This window comes from Clostridium sp. AF27-2AA (genome assembly GCF_003478505.1).
In the GTDB taxonomy this organism is placed as follows: Bacteria; Bacillota; Clostridia; order Lachnospirales; family Lachnospiraceae; genus Brotaphodocola.
On the sequence record NZ_QUFI01000006.1, the window covers coordinates 1 to 22199 of the forward strand.

Annotated in this window: 18 protein-coding genes; 3 read left to right on the forward strand and 15 right to left on the reverse strand. The window is 52.2% G+C overall.

All coding sequences use genetic code 11. From position 1 onward, the window contains the following. Nucleotides 1–59 precede the first annotated feature (59 nt). From DWY84_RS04850 to DWY84_RS04885, 8 genes are all read right to left on the reverse strand, one after another. Nucleotides 60–257: a helix-turn-helix transcriptional regulator gene (locus DWY84_RS04850; protein ID WP_118531345.1), complete on the reverse strand. Its 198-nt coding sequence runs from the start codon at nucleotides 255–257 to the stop codon at nucleotides 60–62. Nucleotides 258–368: 111 nt separating this feature from the next. Beyond that, nucleotides 369–890, reverse strand: coding sequence for a hypothetical protein (locus DWY84_RS04855; protein ID WP_118531346.1), 522 nt, complete (start codon nucleotides 888–890; stop codon nucleotides 369–371). Between the two features lie 179 nt (nucleotides 891–1069). Further along, on the reverse strand, nucleotides 1070–2491 hold the full coding sequence (gene mgtE, locus DWY84_RS04860; RefSeq protein WP_347560769.1) for a magnesium transporter: 1422 nt from the start codon (nucleotides 2489–2491) through the stop codon (nucleotides 1070–1072). Between the two features lie 872 nt (nucleotides 2492–3363). Beyond that, nucleotides 3364–4638, reverse strand: coding sequence for a TolC family protein (locus tag DWY84_RS04865; protein WP_118531348.1), 1275 nt, complete (start codon nucleotides 4636–4638; stop codon nucleotides 3364–3366). A gap of 18 nt (nucleotides 4639–4656) precedes the next feature. After that, nucleotides 4657–5826 (reverse strand): TolC family protein, encoded by a 1170-nt coding sequence (locus tag DWY84_RS04870; protein WP_118531349.1) that lies wholly within the window; start codon nucleotides 5824–5826, stop codon nucleotides 4657–4659. A 17-nt stretch (nucleotides 5827–5843) separates the two neighbouring features. Beyond that, complete coding sequence (locus tag DWY84_RS04875) at nucleotides 5844–8858, reverse strand: efflux RND transporter permease subunit (protein WP_118531351.1); 3015 nt, start codon at nucleotides 8856–8858, stop codon at nucleotides 5844–5846. A gap of 14 nt (nucleotides 8859–8872) precedes the next feature. Next, on the reverse strand, nucleotides 8873–10192 hold the full coding sequence (locus DWY84_RS04880; protein WP_118531352.1) for an efflux RND transporter periplasmic adaptor subunit: 1320 nt from the start codon (nucleotides 10190–10192) through the stop codon (nucleotides 8873–8875). Nucleotides 10193–10227: 35 nt separating this feature from the next. Then, entirely contained in the window at nucleotides 10228–10650 is a 423-nt protein-coding gene (locus DWY84_RS04885) for a hypothetical protein (RefSeq protein ID WP_118531353.1), read from the reverse strand. Between the two features lie 156 nt (nucleotides 10651–10806). Between DWY84_RS04885 and DWY84_RS04890 the strand changes: the two genes are divergently transcribed. Together DWY84_RS04890 and DWY84_RS04895 are read left to right on the forward strand one after the other, a co-directional pair. Further along, entirely contained in the window at nucleotides 10807–11493 is a 687-nt protein-coding gene (locus DWY84_RS04890; protein ID WP_118531355.1) for a response regulator transcription factor, read from the forward strand. Beyond that, the gene (locus tag DWY84_RS04895; RefSeq protein ID WP_147354277.1) at nucleotides 11483–12904 is read left to right on the forward strand and encodes a HAMP domain-containing sensor histidine kinase; all 1422 of its coding nucleotides are present in this window, start codon (nucleotides 11483–11485) and stop codon (nucleotides 12902–12904) included. Before DWY84_RS04890 ends, DWY84_RS04895 begins: the two co-directional genes overlap by 11 nt. Before the next feature lie 71 nt (nucleotides 12905–12975). Here DWY84_RS04895 and DWY84_RS04900 read toward each other — a convergent pair whose 3' ends face one another. The 7 genes from DWY84_RS04900 to DWY84_RS04930 form a co-directional block, all read right to left on the reverse strand. Further along, nucleotides 12976–14373 (reverse strand): GGDEF domain-containing phosphodiesterase, encoded by a 1398-nt coding sequence (locus tag DWY84_RS04900; protein ID WP_118531358.1) that lies wholly within the window; start codon nucleotides 14371–14373, stop codon nucleotides 12976–12978. Between the two features lie 77 nt (nucleotides 14374–14450). After that, on the reverse strand, nucleotides 14451–14981 hold the full coding sequence (locus tag DWY84_RS04905) for a shikimate kinase (RefSeq protein ID WP_118531359.1): 531 nt from the start codon (nucleotides 14979–14981) through the stop codon (nucleotides 14451–14453). 213 nt (nucleotides 14982–15194) lie between these two features. Further along, nucleotides 15195–16070 (reverse strand): DMT family transporter, encoded by an 876-nt coding sequence (locus tag DWY84_RS04910; RefSeq protein ID WP_118531360.1) that lies wholly within the window; start codon nucleotides 16068–16070, stop codon nucleotides 15195–15197. 41 nt (nucleotides 16071–16111) lie between these two features. Continuing rightward, nucleotides 16112–17374 carry an FAD-dependent oxidoreductase gene (locus DWY84_RS04915; RefSeq protein WP_118531362.1) on the reverse strand — a complete coding sequence of 421 codons (1263 nt, stop codon included), beginning with the start codon at nucleotides 17372–17374 and terminating at the stop codon, nucleotides 16112–16114. 18 nt (nucleotides 17375–17392) lie between these two features. After that, on the reverse strand, nucleotides 17393–18262 hold the full coding sequence (gene aroE, locus DWY84_RS04920) for a shikimate dehydrogenase (RefSeq protein ID WP_347560770.1): 870 nt from the start codon (nucleotides 18260–18262) through the stop codon (nucleotides 17393–17395). Between the two features lie 345 nt (nucleotides 18263–18607). After that, nucleotides 18608–19525, reverse strand: a complete 918-nt coding sequence (locus tag DWY84_RS04925) for a calcium/sodium antiporter (protein WP_178716385.1) — start codon at nucleotides 19523–19525, stop codon at nucleotides 18608–18610. Between the two features lie 121 nt (nucleotides 19526–19646). Continuing rightward, on the reverse strand, nucleotides 19647–21146 hold the full coding sequence (locus tag DWY84_RS04930; protein WP_347560771.1) for an amino acid carrier protein: 1500 nt from the start codon (nucleotides 21144–21146) through the stop codon (nucleotides 19647–19649). Nucleotides 21147–21218: 72 nt separating this feature from the next. On the opposite strand from DWY84_RS04930, the gene DWY84_RS04935 reads away from it, so the two are divergent. Next, complete coding sequence (locus DWY84_RS04935) at nucleotides 21219–22199, forward strand: zinc dependent phospholipase C family protein (RefSeq protein ID WP_118531365.1); 981 nt, start codon at nucleotides 21219–21221, stop codon at nucleotides 22197–22199.

The following is a 22199-nucleotide window of genomic DNA, read 5'->3' on the forward strand; positions in this document are numbered from 1 at the left end:
CACCGTCTAAAGCCAGTGGGATTGCGGTAGCCCTATTTCAAACACTTTTGAAGCCATCTTCACGACTCCTCCCAGAACAGGTCATCCAGTGTTCGGTTCAGTGCCCTGCAGATTGCGATGCAGAGTCGGATCGTCGGGTTATAATCGCCCTTTTCGATGGCGTTGATGGTCTGCCGCGACACGCCAACGAGATCTGCCAGCTGCTGCTGTGACAGATCCAGCGCCGCCCGTGCCGATTTCATCTTCAGGTTCTTCATTTCAGCAGACCTCCCACCGATCGACACCGTTTTTCGCGAATTTCATCTTCCCGTTTTCCATCCCACCGGGTCTCTCTCGCATATCGATATAGAATTTCATCATCCGGTTTTTCATTCCGCCGAACCTCCCCGTTTATCCACCCACGCTTTCAGCAGCAGGTTCACGATGATCAGCGCGAAGAACGCGAAGATCAGCAGATAGATGCCGCCATCCCAGGTGAGGACGCCATTGACGATCACGTCGCCAGCATTGGCATGTCCCCGGAAACCCAGGTACTGCATCACCATCACCGCCACCATGAGCACGATCGCGGCGTTCGAGCCCGACGTCTGCCGGATACCCCAGTACGCATCCTGCCAGATATCATAGAGGATGACCACCAGACATCCCACCATGAGGCAGGCCATCATGAGGAGTGAAAACTCGATCGGCAGTACACCCACGCACTCCTCCCACAGCACCGCTGCCGCAAGCAGTGCGGCCAATGTCAAAAAGCCGTAGCGAAATGCCCTCCCGCGGATCAGCTCCTGCCGCTCATCATAGCCACTGTAGTCCTTATCCTTCTTAAACATAATGATCTTAAATACCTGAACCGCGATAAACGCAGCCGTAAATGCGAAAATATCTGACATATACGCCGACCTCCTTCCAACAATATGTAAACTATATCTTACATCTACAGTATATATCAGAGGCGACATTATATCAAGAATACTTTACATTTTCGAAGTACCTCAATACAAGCCACAAAAAAGCTGCCCCAGCACGTGCAGATGCACAGGCCAGAAACAGCTCTTCAAGTCTTATTCTTTTAATCCGTTAAATGCAGCATCTCGATCAAAAAGATCCAGGTAAGACCATAATAGGAAATAACCGCTACCAGGTCGTTTACGGTGGTGATAAGCGGACCGGACGCAACCGCCGGGTCTACGCCGAATTTCTTAAACAGGATCGGGATCACGGTACCGGAAACACTGGAGATCATCATGGCCAGAAGCAGGGCCACACCGATGCAGGCAGAAACCGCGAATCCAAAGCCCGGTGTCATGCCCTTTGCAAAGATCACATAAAGTCCGATAAATACAAAGGAAAGAACACCAAGGATCAGACCGTTGCACATTCCGACTCTGGCCTCTTTGAATACCAGGCCAAGCTTCTGCTTGCCGTCCAGGTTTTCATCCATCAGCACACGGATGGTAACTGCCAGGGACTGGGTACCAACGTTTCCGGCCATGTCCAGGATCAGGGACTGGAAGCAGATCACGATGGTCAGCTGGGCTACTACGCCCTCGAAGAGTCCTACGACACTGGAAACCACCAGGCCAAGGCCCAACAGGATGATCAGCCACGGAAGACGCTTATGCACACTCTGGCGGATCGGCTCGTTTAATTCCTCCTCAGAAGCAAGACCTGCCAACTTTGCGTAGTCATCGCCCATCTCATCATCTACAACCTGAACAATATCCTGGGCGGTGATGACACCGAGGATCTTGTTATTCTCATCCAGCACCGGGATGGAATCCTCGGAGTAGTCCTTCATGCGCTCGATACAGTCTTCGATCATCTCGCGGGCATACACATACGGGTAAGACTCCATGATGATGTCATCCAGACTGCTGCCTTCCCGCGCGATAATCAGGTCTTTTAAGTCGATCGCACCGCAGAAGGTATGCTGCTCATCGGTTACATATAAAGTAGAAATGTTATCGTTTTCTGCCGCCTGCGCAACCAGTTCCCGCATGGCTTCGCGGATGCTGATGCCGGCCTTGATCTCAATAAAGTTCATGCTCATGCGGCTTCCGATCTCGTCTTCATCAAAGGACTCCAGCATGGCAATGTCGCGTTTGGATTCGTTATCAATGAGGTCGATGAGCATGTTGCGCTCCGGCTTTGCAAGGCGCTTCAACAGCGCTGCTGCCTGGTCAACCTCCATACAGGAAAGGACCTCAACCTTTTTTCTTGCATTCAGTTCCTCAAAATAAATCTCTGCGTTATCCAGGTATTCGAAAATATCAGAAAGCTGCTCCGCATCCAGAATGCGGTACAGCCGCTCCCTTTCATCTCTTGTCAGCACCTCAAAAGAGGATGCGATATCATTCTCATGGTAATCGGAAATGCGATCCTTTAAGACACGCGGGGATACGTTGCTCCGCATGATCTGCTCCAGCTCGGTCTGGTAGTCACGTACCTGAACTGCCATGTCTTTGGTCTCGTTCTCATTCATCTTTTCCATGTCCGCTCCTTTCTGTCATCCATAGGAGCATTTTTCATCTGCGCAAACCTGCTGCCTGCAAAAACACATTCCGCTTTGACCTTTACGTTTTCTTAACAGTCCTCGCAAAAATTTCCGCAAATAAAAAATGCCATCACCGGTTTCATCTGAAAACGGGCAATGGCAGACACACGCAGAAACAGCCTGATCTGTGCATCTGTGATTCAGATATGCAGATCAGACGTTTCTCTTTCTATCAAAATATAAAACCAATTCGTGTGAGAAAACGGACAGCGGATTCAGACAGGCTGCCGGTTTTCTTTTCTCTTCCATTGCCGCTCATTCGCTTATAACTGTCCGCGACATCCATGTTCTCACCTCCCTTATATCTGCACGATCAATAAATTCCTTCTAAACTATACTACAGCATTTTTTTTGCGTCAACCACAGAATTTTCGTTTTGATAAATTTTTCACCTGTATGATTTACCATTTTTGAGCGTAATTCACGTAATTTAACACAAAATCATTCTCTGGTCATATGCTATTTGATATGCTATAGTAAATCTGTTACCGCCTCCCAGACTGGTACAGGAAGGAGGTGTTCGGAATGGAATATATCTTATCCTTTATTGTCACCGTTGCGGCTGGTGTAGCTTGCCACTACATCATCAAATGGTTAAGCGGCGACAAATAGCCGGTAACTAGCCTGTGGGGTTAAGCCTTCCCACTTCCAAAATAGGAATAGAAAACCCCAGAAGTGTGCGAGACTTCTGGGGTTTTCGTTTTGCTGTTCGCAATGGAACATCTCATCCTTTTGCCTAACGGCATTATATCATATGTCTTTTTGAAAAACAATATCCAATTTTTCCTTCGATTTCTTGCTATCGCATCCTAGGACACGCCTTTTACGGTCCAGTTATATGTTTCCCACGCCTGATTCAGATTGACCACTGCGGTTTCTTTCGCATCCAGCGCACTGTAGTAATCCACCACACCCTGCAGGTAATCACTCTGGCTCAGCATACCGGCCTGCTGCTTTTTCTGCAGGGAAGCATAGGTAATGGATGCACTCTGGTAAGCAGCCTCAGCTCCCTCATACTGAAGCTTTGCAGCCTTTAACTGTTCATAGAGGCTCTGCATCCGGGAACGCACCGTTCCCTCTGCCTGACTTTCCTGATCGGATTTCACCGAAATCTCCGTTGCGGTTCCCGCGCTCTGATGGCGGGCATTCTGCACGCTGGAGCTGTTGCCGACAGCCTGCTCCACATCCGTATTGAAATCCACCACATCGATGGCAGAAAGATCTGGAAGCGGCACGCTTCCGATTGCGATATCCGCACTGGTGTCCAGCCCCAGGGCTGAGAGCAGATTGAAGCGGGCGTTGGATGCCTGCTGCCGGTAGGATTCATACCGGTTTTTTGCGCTCTGCATGGTGTCAGAAGCCGTCATCACATCAGCTGCCGTGGCCATGCCCGCGCTCTGCTTTTTCAGGACTGCCTGATAGCTGCTCTGGGCCGCCTGATAGTTTTTCTCCTCGGCCTGTGCCTTGGTATTCATCTGATTATAGGTTCGCATCAGGCTCTGGGCCGTCAGCACATAGCTGTCGATTGTTTTCTGGCGGCTGGTGGTCTGAATTTTGGATTCCTGGGATTCCAGCTGTTTCGTAATCTGGGAAATAGACATGTTCAGCATGGAAGCATTCATTTTGTAGGTCGCCTTTGCCTCTGCGTCATCCTCATACTTTTCCTGCATGAACTTCATGTAGTCCCGCTCATCTTCCAGGGTCTTCAGCATGTTCTCGTAGGTTTCCCTGCTGCTGGTGTAATTGTCCAGAGCATTTTTTAAGCTCCGGTTATTCTGCACCAGCTGTTCCAGATTGTTATAATCCACAGATGTCACAGATGCATCAGTCTGAACTGCTGTTTCCAATGAATCAGACTGATCCTCCACATTGCCAGAAACGCTTTCAGAAACATCCGCAGCAGTTTCCGCCATCACCGGAAACGCAGCGGACGGCAGCGCCAGAGCACCTGCCGCAAGAGAAAGCACCAGTGCGGTCCTGACACAGGCTGAACCAAATGCACCCATGCCGTGTTCTGTCTTTTTTCGCAAACTCCGCAGGTACATACGCTTCTGCGGAACTTTCCTGTCTGCCTGTTTTCTCATCACACTGCGCTCCTTTCCTTACTCCGCAGACGCTAGTCCGTTCACGGCCCAGTCATAATCCACCATGGCCTGCAGCAGGGACAGCTTCTGGGTCTGGGCGGTCACCTGGGCGGTGGTGTAGGATGCCTTCTGATTCTCGTAAGTATTCTTGGTAATGGTTCCCGCTGCCAGCTTCGCGTCGGCGGATTTCATGGAAACCTCCTCCAGGGCCAGCGCGGACTGAGCCTGCTCATAATTGGACTGGGCCAGAAGCAGGGAATCATAAGCAGATTTCACACTGTTGGAAATGGTCTCCCTCTGATTCTTTTCCGTCTCGGTCAGCTTCTCCTTTACGCTGTCTGTTCTGGCGTTGGTGAGCTGCTTTTTCGTCAGGCGGTAGGCGTAGCTATTCTCCAGAGCCGTCTGAATATCCGCATTCACATCAATGGCCGCGATCTTACTCTGGTCCGGCTCGGCCAGCTCCGCGATCTCCACATCCGCGCCGTAACCCCAGCCTAACATCAGGCACAGACTCTCCTTTGTGGAGGCCAGATTACTCTCGGCTGTCACCAGGGCTGCCTCCGCATTGGAGACAGACTCCTTTGCGCTTAAAACCTTGGACTGGGTAGACATCCCTGCTGCCAGGCGGTTCTGCTCGGACTGATACGAAAGCTTTGCCTGCTCGATGCGGGCCTTCTGGCTGCCCAGGTTATAGTACTGGGTCCAGTAGGTAATCATAAGCCCCTGGGCCTGCTTGGCCAGCTTCGCCTCGGCCTGATCGTACTGGATCCGCATGGTGGCCTGGTCATCGGTGTTTTCATCTCCCTGCTCCATCAGACTTTTGGCCTGCTGTTCATTGCGCAGTGCCGCTGCCACACCACTTCCGTAGTTGGCATCATCTGAGTCCGGGTAGCTGATATTGGAATAAATCTCATTGGCCTTGTCGTAATAATCCTGAGCCACATCATCCCGGTTCTTGGTCAGATAATCCTTGTAGCTGATCTCGTTCTGGACCACAGTCGGATTGTACTCATGAACCAGATCTGAAATTTCATCAAACTCCAGCTTATTATCGCGGAGTGTCGCCCATTTTTCTGCTGAATAGGCAAATTCCGGGCTTCTCTGGGCAAATGCCTGAAATGGCATTGCTGTAATGGTGCCGGCGGCAAGCACTGCGCCTGCCAGCCGTTTTGCACGTTTCCGGATCATTTTTCGTCTCCTCCTCATTAAATATCCAGAACCTTCAATTCCTTCCTGCCATTCATCAGCGCGTAATAAACCGGCAGGATAAACAGCGCTACCAGCACACCGACACTCAGTCCTCCGATGTTTACCACCGCAAGGCCCTGCGTGGTGGAACCGCTGCTTCCGAAGGCCATCGCCATCGGCAGCATGGAAAGAATCGTGGTTAAACTTGTCATCATGATCGGACGCATACGGGTAGCACCGGCCTCGATCAGAGCTTTCCGAAGCGGCATCTCCATGCGGTACTGATTGACCGTATCCACATAGAGGATACCATTGTTAACGACCGTACCAACCAGGATCAGGAATCCCAGGATGGAGGTCATGGACATGCTGACTCCGGTCAGCTTTAAAAGTCCGAAGGAACCAACCAGACTGAAGGGAATGGTGGTCATAACCATGAAAGAGAACTTCGGGGACTCGAACTGCGCAGCCATGACCACAAAGATCAGGAATACTGCCACCGCAATCGCGTTGTACAGTCCGGAGAACTCCTCCTGCATCATACGGTCTCTGGAGTTGGTGCCGCGGGTAATGGTCCCGGTCAGGTTCGGGCTGATAACCTCATTATCGATTTTGGTCTTCACAGCCGCGCTGGAGCTGCTGTCCACATAATCTGCGGAAATCGTGATCTGGTAGGACTTATCCTCCTTCTCGATGGAAGACGGGCTGTCCTTATAATAAATTTCTGCCACATCGGACAGCGCCACATAACCGCCGGACGGCTTCTTTACGATGATGCGCTCCAGCTGCGGCACGGTCTTATACTGATCCTCCGGATACTCGGCCTTGACGCTGATCTCCTGGCCGTCCACCTTTAAGGTGGTAACCTCCTCACCGTCTAACATCTGTTTTATCATGGTTCCGATCTGGGCTGCGGTCAGTCCTTCGGCGGAAGCAGAAACCGGGTCTACCTTAACGGCAACAACCGGTGCGGTGTTCTCAATACTGGAGTGAACGTTCTTCACATCATCCCTGGCAATCAGCTCACTGACGATCTCGTTGCTGACCTCCTGCAGCTCATCGTACTGGGTTCCCTTTAAGATGGCCTCGTAGCCGCGGCTCCGTCCCATCATGCTCATGGAGGTGGAGGCCTCTACCGTGATGGTACAGTTTTCCAGATCTGCCATCTCATTCTCCCACTGGCTTACCACCTCATCGGTAGACATCTTCCGGTCATCCTTTAAATAAGCGGTAATGGTTCCTTCATCATTGTTGTAGCGCAGCATATAGGATTCCACATCCTCATGGTCTGCCACAATGGATTCTGCCTCTGCCAGGATCGCGTCTGCCTGCTCCGTGATCAGGCCGGGCCGGGTCTCAATGCTGACGCTAACGGTACCGGTATCATCGGCCGTCATCAGCTCTGTCTGCATACCGCTGGCCAGGAACACAGTGGCCACGATAATACCAACAGAGGCTAGCATGACGATGGCTTTGTGTTTTAAAAGGACCGACATGATCTTCCGGTAAGCGTCCTGCAGGAAGGTCAGAGGACGGGTCGCCGGCGCAGAGGAACGCTCCTTCGGCTTATACATCATATAGCACAGCGGCACAATGGCAATCGCGGAAAGCAGGGAGGCACACATACAGAACACGATGGTGTAGCCCATGGCCCCGAACATCTGGCCACTCATACCGTTTAAGAATACCAGCGGGATAAATACAACACAGGTGGTTACCGTGGAACCAAAGATGGAAGCCACCACAATGTTGGTTCCCTCCAGGGCCGCCTTCGCGTAACCAAGCGCGCCCTTATCCTGCTGCTTATCCATGGCTCGAAAGCAGCTCTCCAGCACAACAATGGAGTTATCGACCATCATGCCGACACCGAGGACCAGACCGCTCATGGTAATGATGTTCAGCGTAAATCCCGCCCGCGTCATAACGATCAGGGACATCAGGATGGAGGTCGGGATCGAGCTTCCGACGATCAGAGATGCCTTGAAATCTCCGAAAAACAGGAAAATGATGATCATGGAAATAACGACCGCCATCACCATGGTCTCTGCCACATCCTTTAAGGAGTCCTGGATGGAGTCTGCCTCATCCCTGGCTACGGTGATGGTCAGATCATCATCATCATTCTGCAGGCTTTTGATGATCTTCTGCACCTGCTTGGACAAATCCATCGCAGTGCTGCTCTGCTGCTTGGTCAGGGAAATGGAGATAGTCTCCTCTCCATTATAACGGGAGACACCGCCCTTCTGCTCCTCCGCGTAAGAAACCACTGCAATATCTTCCAGGTAAATGATCTTATTTCCGGATACCGTGATCGGCATTTCCAGCAGCTCATCCAGCGTGTCATGCTGCGTTAACGTAGACACGGATAAGTCCAGATTGCCGGACTCTGCGCTTCCGGACGGATAGGACAGGTTGGCTGCCGACATGGCGGACTTGATATCGCTAATGCTCACATTGTACTGATCCATCATATCGGACATCAGTTCAATTTTGATATACTCAGAGGAACCGCCCATCGTGGATACCTCTGCCACGGTGCTGAGCTTTTCCAGTTCCGGCACAATCTTCTGATCTACATAGTCATAGAGATTTTCCTGGGACGGATTCGCAATAGTAAGCATCATGCTGGCCTGGGCGTTGTTGTTCATCTCCATGACCGTCGGCTCTACATCATCCGGCAGATCACGGATGCTGTTTAAGCTCTTGGTTAAGTCGCTGTAGGCCTCATCCATATCGGTGTCGTAATCATACTCCAGCATGATCATGGAACGGCCCTCACTGGTGGTAGAGCTCATACTCTTCACTCCCTCCAGTGTGCTGACCTGATCCTCAATGAGCTGCGTTACCAGCTCATCCATGTCCTCCGGGCTGGCGCCGGAATAGTTTGCCATAATGATCATCATCGGCTGATCCATATCCGGCATCTGCTCCAGTGTTGCGTTAAACACTGAAGAAATACCGAACACGATCAGGCATAAGAGCGCCATCAGCACGGTGACCGGACGCTTCAGTACAAATCTGGTAATTCCCATTTACGTCTGCCTCCTTACTGTGCTTTCGGTGCTGCGTTTCCGTTCTGTGCGCCGCCAGCTGCAGGCGCGCCCTGCGGTGCCTTGCTGTCTGTGTCCTGTGCGTCATCTGCCGGAGCCTGATCGCCTGCGCCCTGTGCATCACCTGCCGGGGCCTGACCGCCTGCACCCTGTGCATCACCTGCCGGGGTCTGACCGCCTGCACCCTGACCGTCACCTGCTGCATCGGCTGCCTCAGCATCGGATTTCAGACGGATATCCGCACCCTCATACAGATTGGAGCTCCAGGTGCTGACTACCATATCATCGGCATTCACACCGGAAAGGATCTGCGCGTTCTCGGAATCATAAAGGCCAACCTCCACGGAAGCCATTTTTGCCTTGCCATCTTCATATAAGTAGACATAGCCCTTGCCGCCGCTGTAATAGATGGCATCTACCGGAACCAGCATCACGTTCTCGGCACGCTCGGTCACCAGCGTGATCTTCACGGTACTTCCGATCGCGATCTCATCACTGCTCTCCATATCACCCTTTACCTTGAACAGGCCATTGCTCTCATCGACCATGTTGCTGATCTCGGTGATGTTTCCGGTATAAGTATTTCCGTTTTTTGAAATCTCCAGCTCATCTCCGGTCTTTAAATTCTGTACCATACGCTGGGTCGCATAAAAGGTGATACTGTTCTGACCTTCGCCCGCAATGACACAGAGCTGGGCAGACTGGTTGACACGGTCATATACATCCACATCCACGCTCTCCACGCGGCCTGCGATTGGTGCGGTGATGGTGCTGTACTCCACCTGCTTATCGTACTGAAGCTTCGCGGATTCATACTGGAGCTGCACGGATTTCAGACTGTTCTGATACTGCTCATACTCCTGGTCAGACAGATCACCGCTGTCATAAAGGATCTGCATTCTGCTCAAGTTGCTCTGGGCCTGGGACAGATTGACCTGGGCGGAATCCATGTTGTTCCTTGCGGATTCTACCTGCTCGGTGTTGATCTCCATCAGCACCTGTCCCTGGCTGACCATGTCACCGGCCTTGACATTCACGGCAGTCACATCGCCGCCGGCCTTGGCGTACACATACACCACATCGGCTGCCTCAACCGTACCGGTCAGGCTGGAGGTTACGGAAACATCTCCCGTAGTCGGATTTGCCGCATTCACCACCGTTACCGTGGATTCCTGCATCATTCCATCGGGACCTCCCATGCCTCCGGGGCCTCCCTGACCGCCTTTTGCGCCCTTCCCTGTAAGGAAAAATGCTGCGCCTGCAAGAATGATCACTGCCGCGCCTGCTCCTGCCATGATTTTTTTCTTCTTATCCATCTTACACTCCTTCACCTTCTATATTTCCTGTTACGTTACATGCGGCTGCCCCGCAGGATCACCACCAGCACGATCATGCCTGCCACCAGAAAGGTCCATCCGGCAATATAAACCAGATGCAGGTTTTCTGTGACGTGCACCACAGCGATTCCTGCTTTCTCCAGAAAGGAGGCTGCCGCCAGAATCCAGACTCCGGGATGATACAGCAGCGTAAAGGTCTTAAAAAACTCGGACCGCTCTGTCTCAGGCCGGAACCGGAAAATCCCGGCTGACATGCCAAGGCCTCCCACGACCAGATAACTCAACGCGCTGAGCACACCCTGCATCGGAAAGGTATCAAACAGTCTTTCTCCGGTCCCCAATAGCAAAAGCAGGACCAGACAGATGCCCGCATACCCAAACAGCTCCTTTTTTAATATTCCGCGATCCGGTGGTCTTGCTGAAGATTTCTGGTTCATAAGGCACTCCTTTCCGCACATATTCTGACATGCTACAAAGCTTAAATAGGAAATGTGAGAAAAGTGTGAGAAAATCCGCATAATTCTGTGAGGGAAGTTTCAGAAGCCGGGAAAAGATGTTATAATCCCAGAAGAACGTAGAAGGGAGAAAGATCCATGCCGCACATTCTTATCACCGATGATGATCCGCACCTGCGCCGCCTGGTGCGCACCTACGCAGAGCTGGAAGGCTTCGAATGCACGGAGGCCGGAGACGGAGCTGCCGCGGTTACTGCTTTAAAGCAAAGTGCCTTTGACCTGGTGCTTTTGGATGTCATGATGCCGGGGCCGGACGGCTTTGAAACCCTCGAAGCCATCCGCGGCTTCAGCCAGGTACCGGTCATCATGCTGACCGCTCGAAATGAAGAATATGATAAGTTAAACGGATTCCGGCTCGGTGTCGATGACTATGTTGCAAAGCCATTCAGTCCCAAAGAGCTGATGGCCCGCATCGGAGCCGTGCTGCGCCGCACCCAGGTCCATACAACAGCACCCGTCACAAAGGAGCTGGCCTTTGGCGGACTTTCCATTTTCCCGGATTCCCGGATCGTCACATTAGACGAAAAAAAGATCACTCTGCCACCCAAGGAATTTGACCTGCTGTACAAGCTGGCGCAGAACGAGCACATCGTCCTGAGCCGCGACAAGCTGCTGGAAACTGTGTGGGGATACCGGTACTGCGGTGATGCCCGCACCGTGGACACGCACATCAAGTCTCTGCGGGAACACATCGGACCTTACCGGAAGCTGATCCAGACTGTATGGGGAGTGGGGTATAAATTTGAAAAAACAGATGAAAATTAGACTTTCTGCCCTGAAAAACCGGATGGTTTTCCGGCTCTGGGCCTTTATGATGATCCCGGTCATGTTCGGGATCGGCTTTATGTGGGTGGTGCAGATTTTTCTGTTTGAACAGAATTACGCGAATGCCGCCGTTAATGAAGCTCTGGACCGGCTTTCCCCGGTCATGGAGGATTTGCGCACCCGCGATATCGGAGAGGATGAAAAGCTCTTATCCTTTATCAGCCACATCGGCGGAGAGCTGCTCCTGGTCTCTGAGGACGGCACCCTCATCAAAATGTACTCCTCTGGACACCTGGTGCAGCCGCAGGAATGGGAGCGCAAACTCGACGATCCGGAGATGACCCGCCAGAAGCCTGATTTCAGGGAGCTGCTGGCAGGCCGCCCCTACCGGCACATTGAGCGGATGCACGGAAAGATCATCGGCTACGAGCTTGGTTTCCCGGTCACCTGCAACGGAGAGCATAACTACCTGATCCTGCGCAACGCCCTGATGACCCGGACCGTTTTAAACCTGAACCGTTCCCAGCTCATCATTCTGAGCATTCTTCTGACCGGCATCGCATCGGTACTGGCCGCAGTCCTCTCCAGACAGTTTTCCCGCCCCATCTTTCAGATCAAAAGGGCAGTGGACAAGCTGACCGAAAATGACTTTTCGATCGGCCCGGATCTGGAACGCCAGGATGAGCTCGGACAGCTGTCCCAATCCGTCGGGAAGCTGCGGCTGGCCTTACAGCGGCTGGATGTTCTGCGCCGGGAGGTCATTGCCAACGTCTCCCATGAGCTACGCTCCCCGTTAGCCCTCATCACCGGCTATGCGGAGATGGTGCGGGACATCACCTGGAAAGATGACGAGATGCGCAATGAAAACCTGAACCTCATCATCAGCGAGTCCAACCGCATGAGCGAGATGGTCAATGATATCCTGGACTACTCCCAGTTTTCAGCCGGATACAGCAAGCTGAAAAAAGACTGGTATGATCTGCGGGATATCGTAAACGCGGAACTGACCCGCTGTCATCAGGCTGCCGCGGAACATGGCATCACACTGACACTGGAAGCGCCGGACGCTCCGCTGAATTTTGAGGTGGATTCCCTGAAAATGAGTCAGGTCATGCGAAACCTCTTAAACAATGCCATCAATCACTCACCGGAAAACCAGGAAATCTTCATCCGGCTGATACCGAAAGAAAATAACTGTCTCGTGGAAGTCGCAAACCCCGGTGCCCCCATCCCGGAGGAAGACCGCGCCATCATCTGGGAACGTTACCAGCGCAGCCAGCACCAGAGCGGCCGCCGCCTCGGCACCGGCATCGGACTTTCCATCGTCAGCACCATTTTAAAAGCACACGATATGCCCTATGGTGTGGACTGTAAGGATGGATATAATATTTTCTGGTTTATATGCCGGTAATCTTTCCTGTGAAACAAAAAGCACGCCCCGCAAATGCGTAAGGGACGTGCTTTTTCTATGCGCAGCTTTTATTACCGTTTCAGCTTCTCCCGTTCCTGATCCAGCACTGTTCTGGTCTCATCCATGGACTTTCCCAGGACATCAGCCAGAAGCTCCTTCGGAATAGTCGGTGCATAATAGTAGCCCTGCTGGTACTCGCAGCCAAACTTTGCCAGAATATCTAACTGACGCTGAGTCTCCACACCTTCTGCAATGAGGCGCTTGCCCAGCTTGTCTGCTGCCTTGATCAGGCACTCTACAATCGGTTCGGACTTCTGGTTGGTTTCCAGCTGCCACATGAACATGCGCTCAAATTTCAGCGTATCCACCGGGAGCTCCAGAATCTTGCTGATTCCAGAATAGCCGGAACCAAAGTTGTTTAAGATCAGCTCCACACCCAGATCCTTTAACTGCTGCATCACAATCTCAATGATAACCGGTGTGGTGGTAAGAGCATATTCATCAATCTCCACGGCCAGCTTGCCGGACGGGATCTGGTATTTCTCAATCATGCTCTGAACCGTATCCACGAAATTCTCCTGAATGAGCAGCACCGGAGAGACCGGAACGGCAATGGACTCGTACGCGATGCCCTGCTTCTCCAGCTCTGCGATTTCCCGGGCTACCTGCTCCAGCGCGTAATACTCCACGCTGCTGATCTGTCCGGTATCCTCCGCGATTGGAACAAACTCCGCGCTGCCAACCATGCCAATATCTTTTACAAACATCCGCATATAGTATTCCGCACGGACAAAGCGGTTTTCCTTCGTGTTGTAGGTAGGACGGAAGCGGATCTCCAGCTCATGATTCTCCAGAGCCGTACTGATATACTTGGCAATAGCCTGCTTGCGCAGATGCATGGCATGCAATTTGGAATCATAAATCGCATACTGGTTGATGCCCGTCTCTGCAGCCTTACTGACAGCCAGATCCAGACATTTGAGGATTTCATCCGCACTGGACGCATATCCCGGATAGGAGCAAAGTCCAATCTGACAGGAACACATACAGCCTGTCCCGCGGATATTCCAGTTCTGTGAGAACCGTTCCAGAATTTCTTCTGCGAGTCGCACCGCCTGTCCCTGGGTACGGCTTCTTAAAATGGTGATAAATTCCACACCCACATAGCGGTACACGGTACAGCCGGTCTTTTCTCTCAGATATTCCAGAATTGCCTTTAACAGTTCCTCGCAGTAAGAGAAACCAAACAGCTCGTTCATCCGTTTGAAATTCTCAATGTAGAACTTCATGACCACACCCTGACCGTCTCCGGATAATGCATGATCCATCTGATGCCAACATACCATGCGGTCACCGCCCAGGCTCATATCTCCCGGATTGGTATTTTCAGCCGGTACCTCTGCGACTGCCTTTTCCACAGTCTCAGTCATATTTTCTGTGTTCTGTTTTTTTCTTCCAAATAAACCCATAATCAAATCCCCCTTTTCTGAGTGATTTTCTCGTTACTGTTCACGCGTTGCGCAAACAGCAGCGGAACGCTCTGTCCTTACAAAATTCGCGCTGCAATCTCCCGGCAGATTTCCTCCGGCTTCTTGCCATCGGTGGCTACCACGATATCTGCAGCCGCCTCATAGAGTGCCCGGCGCTTTTCCTGCAGTCCGGCAATATATTCTACATTCATATGACCATTTAAAACCGGGCGGTTGCTGCTGTCTTTCACCCGCTCATAAACTGTTTCCGGGGATGCCGTCAGAAGCACTACCTTTCCGCTACGTTTCATATGCACCTGATTCTCCGGCCGCACCACAATGCCGCCGCCGCAGGAAACTACGGTGTTGGTTTTGTCCTGAAAGCTGACCAGCATATCTGTTTCCAGTTTCCGGAAATGATCCTCGCCATACTTTGCGAAAATCTCCGTGATCGGCATGCCCTGCTGCTCTTCAATCAGCTGGTCCATCTCAATCAATTCCAGTTGAAGCTGCCGTTTCAGTTCTGCCGCAATGGTGCTCTTTCCCGCTCCCATAAAGCCAATCAGGAAAATATTACAGCCGGGCTGCTTTGTCTGCGTTGTTTCCATAAATTCCTCCAAACTGTAACACAATTCCGGGCACTTTAGGAAGCTGCTTTGCTCCCACGAAGGCCCGGAACCATGCTTCTGTAACCGCCAGCACCTCCGCCACGCAATTACTGATTTTCTATATGCAATTATATCAGCAGTTCCCCATTTTCGCAATCGTTTTGTTGCTGTTCACGCGTTGCGCAAAGGCTTTCGAAACTGTATGAAAATCGGTCATTCTTTCGCCTTCGTTGGCAGAAATGTCACAACCACACCGGCGCAGATCAGCACTGCGCCTACCACAAAGGACGGCGTGATGACCTCATGCAGAAGCAGTACACCCATCACCGCAGATACCAGCGGCTGCAAAGGATAGAACATAGAACAGGTACTGGCATTTAACAGCTGCAGGGCCTTATTCCAGCAAGTGTGTGCCACCGCCGTACCAAATACTGCCACAAACAGGCATGCGCCGATGGCCACAGCCGTCGGATGGCTTCTCGTCACAAACACATTCTCGATCACGGCCGCCGGAACATTGAACACCAGAGCGATGACCATGCCGTAAAGTGCCGTCTGTACCGGATCATAGTAGCCGGAAATCTTGCGGATAGATACTGAAGCGGCAGACCACAGAATCACGGATCCAATGGAACACAGAACGCCCATCATGTTGATCTCCATGCTGCCTTTTCCAAGAATGATGTAAACACCGATCAGGGAGACCACGATGCTGACTACATTCTTCCAGGTGATCTGCTCCTTTAAAAACAGAGCCGCCATAATGGAAATAACCACCGGGTTTAAGGAGTTGATCAGGGATGCCAGGGAACCGGATAACAGGGCCGTTCCGCCAAGCTGCAATATGATAGAAACAAAATATCCCAGGCCGCCCAGGATCAGCAGATACTTCCAGTGTTCCGGCTGAATCTTCTTCGCTCCGCCTTTCAGCTTCAGAAGTCCATAAAGGCATAATACCGATACCGCGTACCGGCACATTCCGACCGTCACCGGTCCCATAACCGCCAGGGCATACTTACTTACAATATAAATGCTGCCCCAGCAAAAAAATGTGATCAACAGAAATAAATAACCTGCATTGCGTTTCATAATCTCGAGTCCTCTCTTGTACTGTCATATTCCAATACTATTTACACCAGCCCCCTCTGTTTTTGCAGTTCCGCCCGTACCTTCTCCACACAGGGCATCTGACCCAGATCTGCCTGCAGTGCCGCAGCCACTCCGGCCGCATGCCCGGTGGCAAAGCAGGTCCCCATAACTCTTACTGCCGCAAAGGCGGTATCATCTGCCCAGACCATTCTTCCAGCTCCGTACAGATTTTCCAGTGTTTCTGACTGTAATGCTCCCATGGGAATATGAAACCAGCTGCCCTCTTTTACCGCCAGATAGGTGGCCATCTTCGTCATGCTCCTGTGGATCTCCGGTTTCCAGCCGCCCCGGGCAATCCCGTCGGCCCGTCTGCGTCCGGAAAGCACATCCTCACCGGTCAGCTGTGTCCGGCCCACCAGCCTTCTGGTCTCCCTGAGTCCAATGGAAGGGCCGATCATGACCAGCTCGCTGTGTTCCATGCCGGGCATATAACGCTTCAAGGCCGCTGCATAACTCACGGCCTGCTCTCTCAGCTCCTGTTCCATTCTGGTAAGCTCCCGGGCAGACAAGCCTTCCGGCATCACACTTGGGATCAGGGCACAGACCACCTGGGACCCCTCCAGCGTCAGCAGGAATCCACTCTCCCTTGGAAGATGTTCCATACCGGCATTTCTGGCCTGTTCCACTGCACACTTCACAGCCGCAGGCGACATATCTTTTGTGATGTCAACACCGCTCAGCCGAAACGGAAGGGAGGCTGCCTGAACCCGTCCTTGCGCATCCCCCCACATAACCTTTGCTCCGGCCAGGCGTGCCAGGTTTGCATCCCCCGATGCATCCACAAATGCCTTCGCCCTGATCTCAAACATCCCCTCATCATCCACGCAGTTCAATGCACAGATCCGGTTCTTCTCTGTCTGTGCACCAATGACCGGACTATGAAGGAACAGGTCTGCCTGTAGATTCTGCAGGAGATGATCCAGCGCGCATTTTAAGTATTCCGGCTGAAAAGAAATATTCCAGTTGCCGGAAGCAGACAAACGATTCTGCGCCGGAGCTCCAAGCTTTTCCAATTCCGCAAGTACCAGACTTCCGGCGCCCTCTACCACTCGGACCGGATTTTTCCCACAGGTTGTAAAGCCACAGAAAGCTCCGACACCGGAATGGGTTGCCTCCCCACCCAGATAAGCATTGCGCTCTATCAAAACGACCCTGGCTCCGGCCATGGCTGCTCCGGCTGCCGCTGCGCATCCGGCAGTACCTCCGCCTACTACTGCCACATCATACTGTTCCAATCGTTCCATTCTACTATCCGCCCATTCCTATTCGCTGAAATACCGCTCCTGCACTTCCTTCACCGGCATTTCCTGTCCGGTGTACAGGCGGAAGGCCTCGGCCCCTTGCCACAGCAGCATACCGATTCCCGGAATCACCTTGCATCCGGCTTTCTTTGCATCCTTTAACAGTTTGGTTTCTCTCGGATTGTATACAATATCAGAAACCACCAGTTCCGGCCGCAGCATACTCACATCCGGAATCACACTCTGGTCATCCATCGGTTTCATGCCTACCTTTGTGGCGTTGCAGAACAGATCCGCGTCCGCCAGTTCCCTGCGCAGCACTTCCGCATCCTCCAGATCAAAGATCTCTGCCTGGCACTCCGGCACATGTTCCCGGATCTTGCGCACCGTCTCCTCACCGTTTGCAAAACGCGGGGAAGATTTTCGGGCCAGGATCACGATTTTCTTTGCACCGCCCAGGGCGGCTGCAATCTGAATCGCCGTACCTGCGCCGCCGGTTCCGGCAATGATCAGTTTCTTCCCGTGAATGTCAAATCCGTGCTCCAGACAGTTGCGGATCCAGCCGGTTCCATCGGTGATATGTCCCACCAGTTTTCCATCTTCATTTACAATGGTGTTGATGGCGCCTGTCAGCTGTGCCGCTTTGGAAAGCTCATCACAGCAGGAAGCCGCCACCGTCTTTCCCGGCATGGTAATATTGCAGCCGCGGAAATTCATCATCTTTAACGCCTCAATGGCCTTTTTGGTGTCTTCTTCTTTAATGTCAAAGGCCAGATACCGGTAGTCCAGTCCCAGCTTCTCAAAGCTGTAGTTGTGCATAGCCGGGGACCCGGAATGGGCCACCGGGCTCCCGATCAGGCATAACAGTCTTGTATGTCCGCTGATTTCCATAGTAATCCTCCTCATCTCTTCTGCTTTTTATGCTCGTTTCATTGTGCATCAGAATTTTTCTGTTGGCAAGACTTTTTGCAGATTTCTTTATTCATATTTCGTTCACAAATCATTCAAAAACCTTTTACAGATTCAACACGATTTCTTCACGATTTCTCCCTATACTGTAACCATAAACAACAGGAACGAAAGAGTTGTTTATAAAACGCTTAAAAGATTTTTTTCATAATACTCGAGCTGATAACGAAAGTTATCAGCTCTCCTCCCTTTTTATAACAAGCAAAAGCAGATGCTATTTCCCGGCATCTGCTTTTTTCGTAGTTTCTTTTATTCAGTTTTTCACGCTTATCTCACACAGATATAAACCAGATATCCCGCATACATGGCAAGCATCACCAGGCCCTCCCACCGGCTGATACGAAGTTTGCTGCGGCATAGGATCCAGGTAATAACACTGGCTGCAATCAGAGAGACGGTATCAATCACCGCAAAACCGGTCACTACAATCGGATGGACTGCTGCCGAGGCAGCAAGGACCATCAGAATATTGAAAATATTGGACCCGATGACATTGCCGAGTGCCAGACCGTTTTCACCTTTCCGTGACGCAACCACGGAAGTGACCAGCTCTGGCAGAGATGTTCCCAGGGCTACCACCGTCAGTCCCACCAGAGTCTGGGAAAGTCCAAAAGATAAGGCAATTGCTTTGGCACTATCTACTACCAGATTTCCGCCCCATACAATAGCCACCAGGCCTCCGACAATGTAAACTACACTGACAAGCGGAGACAAAACCTGGATTTCTTCCTCTTCTTCCGTACGGTTGGCCAACGCATCCCGAATGGTCAGACCTATGAACGCAGCAAACAGCACCAGCAGGAAAATGGCCTCAGGCCGGCTCAGAAAATGATCCCGGAAGATCATCAAAAACAGGACCACCGCCACACTAACAGAAGCCGCGTAATCCCAGCGCAGCTGCACCGCAAACGGGCGGATGACACCGCAGCATCCTAAAACCACCAGCAGATTGAACAGATTGGAGCCGATGACATTGCCCACCGCAATTTCATTGCTGCCGGCCAGAGATGCGGTCGTGCTGACTGCCAGCTCTGGTGCGCTGGTTCCAAATGCCACAATGGTAAGTCCAATGATGATACCGGGCACCCTGAGCGCCCGCGCAATGGACGAGCTCGCCTCCACAAAATAATCCGCTCCCTTGATCAAAAGCACAAAGCCGACAACCAGCCAGACGTACATCAGCATAATTTTCCTCCTCACCCACAATGGGGACTGTATTCACAATCACATTGATTCTTAAATGAAATACAGTATAGGCGGTTTCGGGCTGCTTGTCAAGGCGCTTCCAGTCTGCTAAAAACGCTTATTAAGAAACTTTCCGGTTTATCTCCGGGAAGCGCACTTTCCCGGCCAGAAGCCACAGTGTCAGAAGATTCGGGTATGCCATCAGGCAATTGACCAGGTCCGACACAATCCAGACCAGATCCAAACGGCAGACACAGCCCAGCCAGACCGCCAGAAGATAGAGAATCGTATAGAAATATTCTGCATCTGCGCCAGAACACAGGCGTTCTGCCAGATAAGAAAACATCTGTCTTCCTATATAATACCAGCCGAGGATCGTTGCAAAAGCAAATGATGCCATGCTGCCGGACACCAGGATGCCGCCAAACCTGCCGAGAATTTTTGTGAAGCAGAAGGAAGTGAGGGCAGCGCCATCCAATCCGGCCTGCAGCGACTGGCTTTCTGCTGCCGCATGACCGGCTGTCATGGGCCACACAACTCTGCCCCCGACAGTCAGCGCAGACTCCCGCCCCACACACAGAATCACCAGGGCCGTCAGCGTGCAGATCACAATGGTATCAAAGAACACCTCAAACATGGCCCACATGCCCTGCTCCTCCGGCGTGGTATCCTCTGCTGCTCCATGCAGCACCGCCAGTGTTCCCAGGCCCGCTTCGTTGGAAAACACGCCCCGGGCCAGGCCAAAGCGCACACTTCGGGAAAACAGAAATCCGGCAATTCCGCCTCCTGCTGCACCCGGTGTCCAGGCTTCTTTTATAATCTGTAACAGTACCACCGGAATACTCCGGCGGCACATCACCAGCACCCACACCGAAAAGAAAAAATAAATTCCCGCAGACAGCGGCACAAACCAGGAAGTCATCCGGGAAATACGCCGGATTCCGCCCCACACCACCGCTGCAGTCAGGGCCGTAACCAAAACCGCCGCAGTCTCCGGCTTCATGCCGGCCTCATAGCGGAGCGTTTCACTGACCGCATTGGCCTGCACCATGCTTCCCATGCCAAGGGATGCCAGCACCGCAAAGAACGCATACAAAAGACCCATACTCCGGCAGCCCAAACCGCGCTCCATAACGGCCATGGGACCACACTGCCATGTCCCGTCTGGCCCTCGATAACGGTACTTCTGCCCCAGACTGGTCTCCGCGTAAGCTGTAGCCATGCCGATCAGGGCTGAAATCCAGAGCCAGAACACCGCGCCGGGGCCGCCCGCAGTGAGAGCCGTGGCCACGCCGACAATGTTGCCGGTGCCGATCGTGGCCGCCAGAGCGGTGCAGGAGGTCTGGAAAGCGGAAACCGTAATTTTGTCTGAGGCAGCCCTTCTGCGGTCCTCGTCAGCTGCAGACTCCCGCTGTTTTTCTGTACGCACTCCGGACTGCCAGAGACTCCCCACGGTCTTTTTCCACCAGTATGACAGCCCGCGAACCTGAAATCCACCGGACCGTACGGTAAAAAACAATCCTGTCCACAAAAATAAAAATATTGTCCACGGTCCCCAGACAATTTCGTGTAACAGCTGCAATGTCTGCTGCATGGTTATCCCCATCCACCTGCTATTCATCCTAACTTATGCACAGAGTTCCTCGTAATTTCATGTGGGATGTGCTATAATCCAACTATAGGAGGTATTCTTATGCCCGGATTTACTACACACTATATCTTAGGAATGAAGGCCTACAATGACCTTCCCAACAATCAGTTAAAATACATCATCGCCAAATACCGCTGGCTCTACCAGCTTGGCCTGCAGGGGCCGGATATGTTTTTCTACAACATCCCCATCCTGCGCCACCGGGACTACCGCAACGTCGGCTCCTACATGCATGAACATCACATCCAGGACTTCTTTGTCTGCTACCTGCAGCATTTAAGCGAAGTGAAATCCCGTCAGCAGAGAGAAGAAGGACTGGCCTATTTCTGCGGCTACTTAAACCACTACATCGGAGACTCCATCTGTCATCCTTACGTGTACGGACGCATCGGCTACGATGCCAAGGCGCCAAACAGCCAGGCCCATGGCCGCCACGCCGCCCTGGAGAATGACATTGACGCGATCCTCCTGTGGAAATACAAACACAAAAAGCCGTCCCAGTTCAATCAGGCGGCTACCATCTGCTTAAACGGCATGGAGACCCAGTTCATTTCCAGGTTCCTGGCAGAATGCATCAATGAGGCTTACTATCCCATCACCTACAGCAACAACTTCCAGGTGACCCCCTCCATGATCCACCGTTCCATCCTGGCCCTGCGCTTCGGCTGCCGCACCCTGGCAGATCCAAAAGGATCCAAGCGCAATAAGATTGCTTTTGTAGAAAAGCTGGTTCTGAAAAATCCGGTGGCATCCCAGAAGCTGGTCACCGATGAGATCAGCAACCCCCGGGAAGTTTTAAACATCGACCACAATATCTGGTGCAACCCCTGGGACCGCAGACTCGCCTCCCGCGCCTCCCTCCCGGACCTGTTCCGCCAGTGCCTGCACAAAAGCAGCAATGTATACGCCATCATCAATTCCTACCTGACCGGTGAACTGCCAAACACCAAAGAAAACATGGACCGGCTGCTGGATGAGTTAGGGAGCTATTCGTATCATAGTGGGCTGCATGTGGCAGACTAA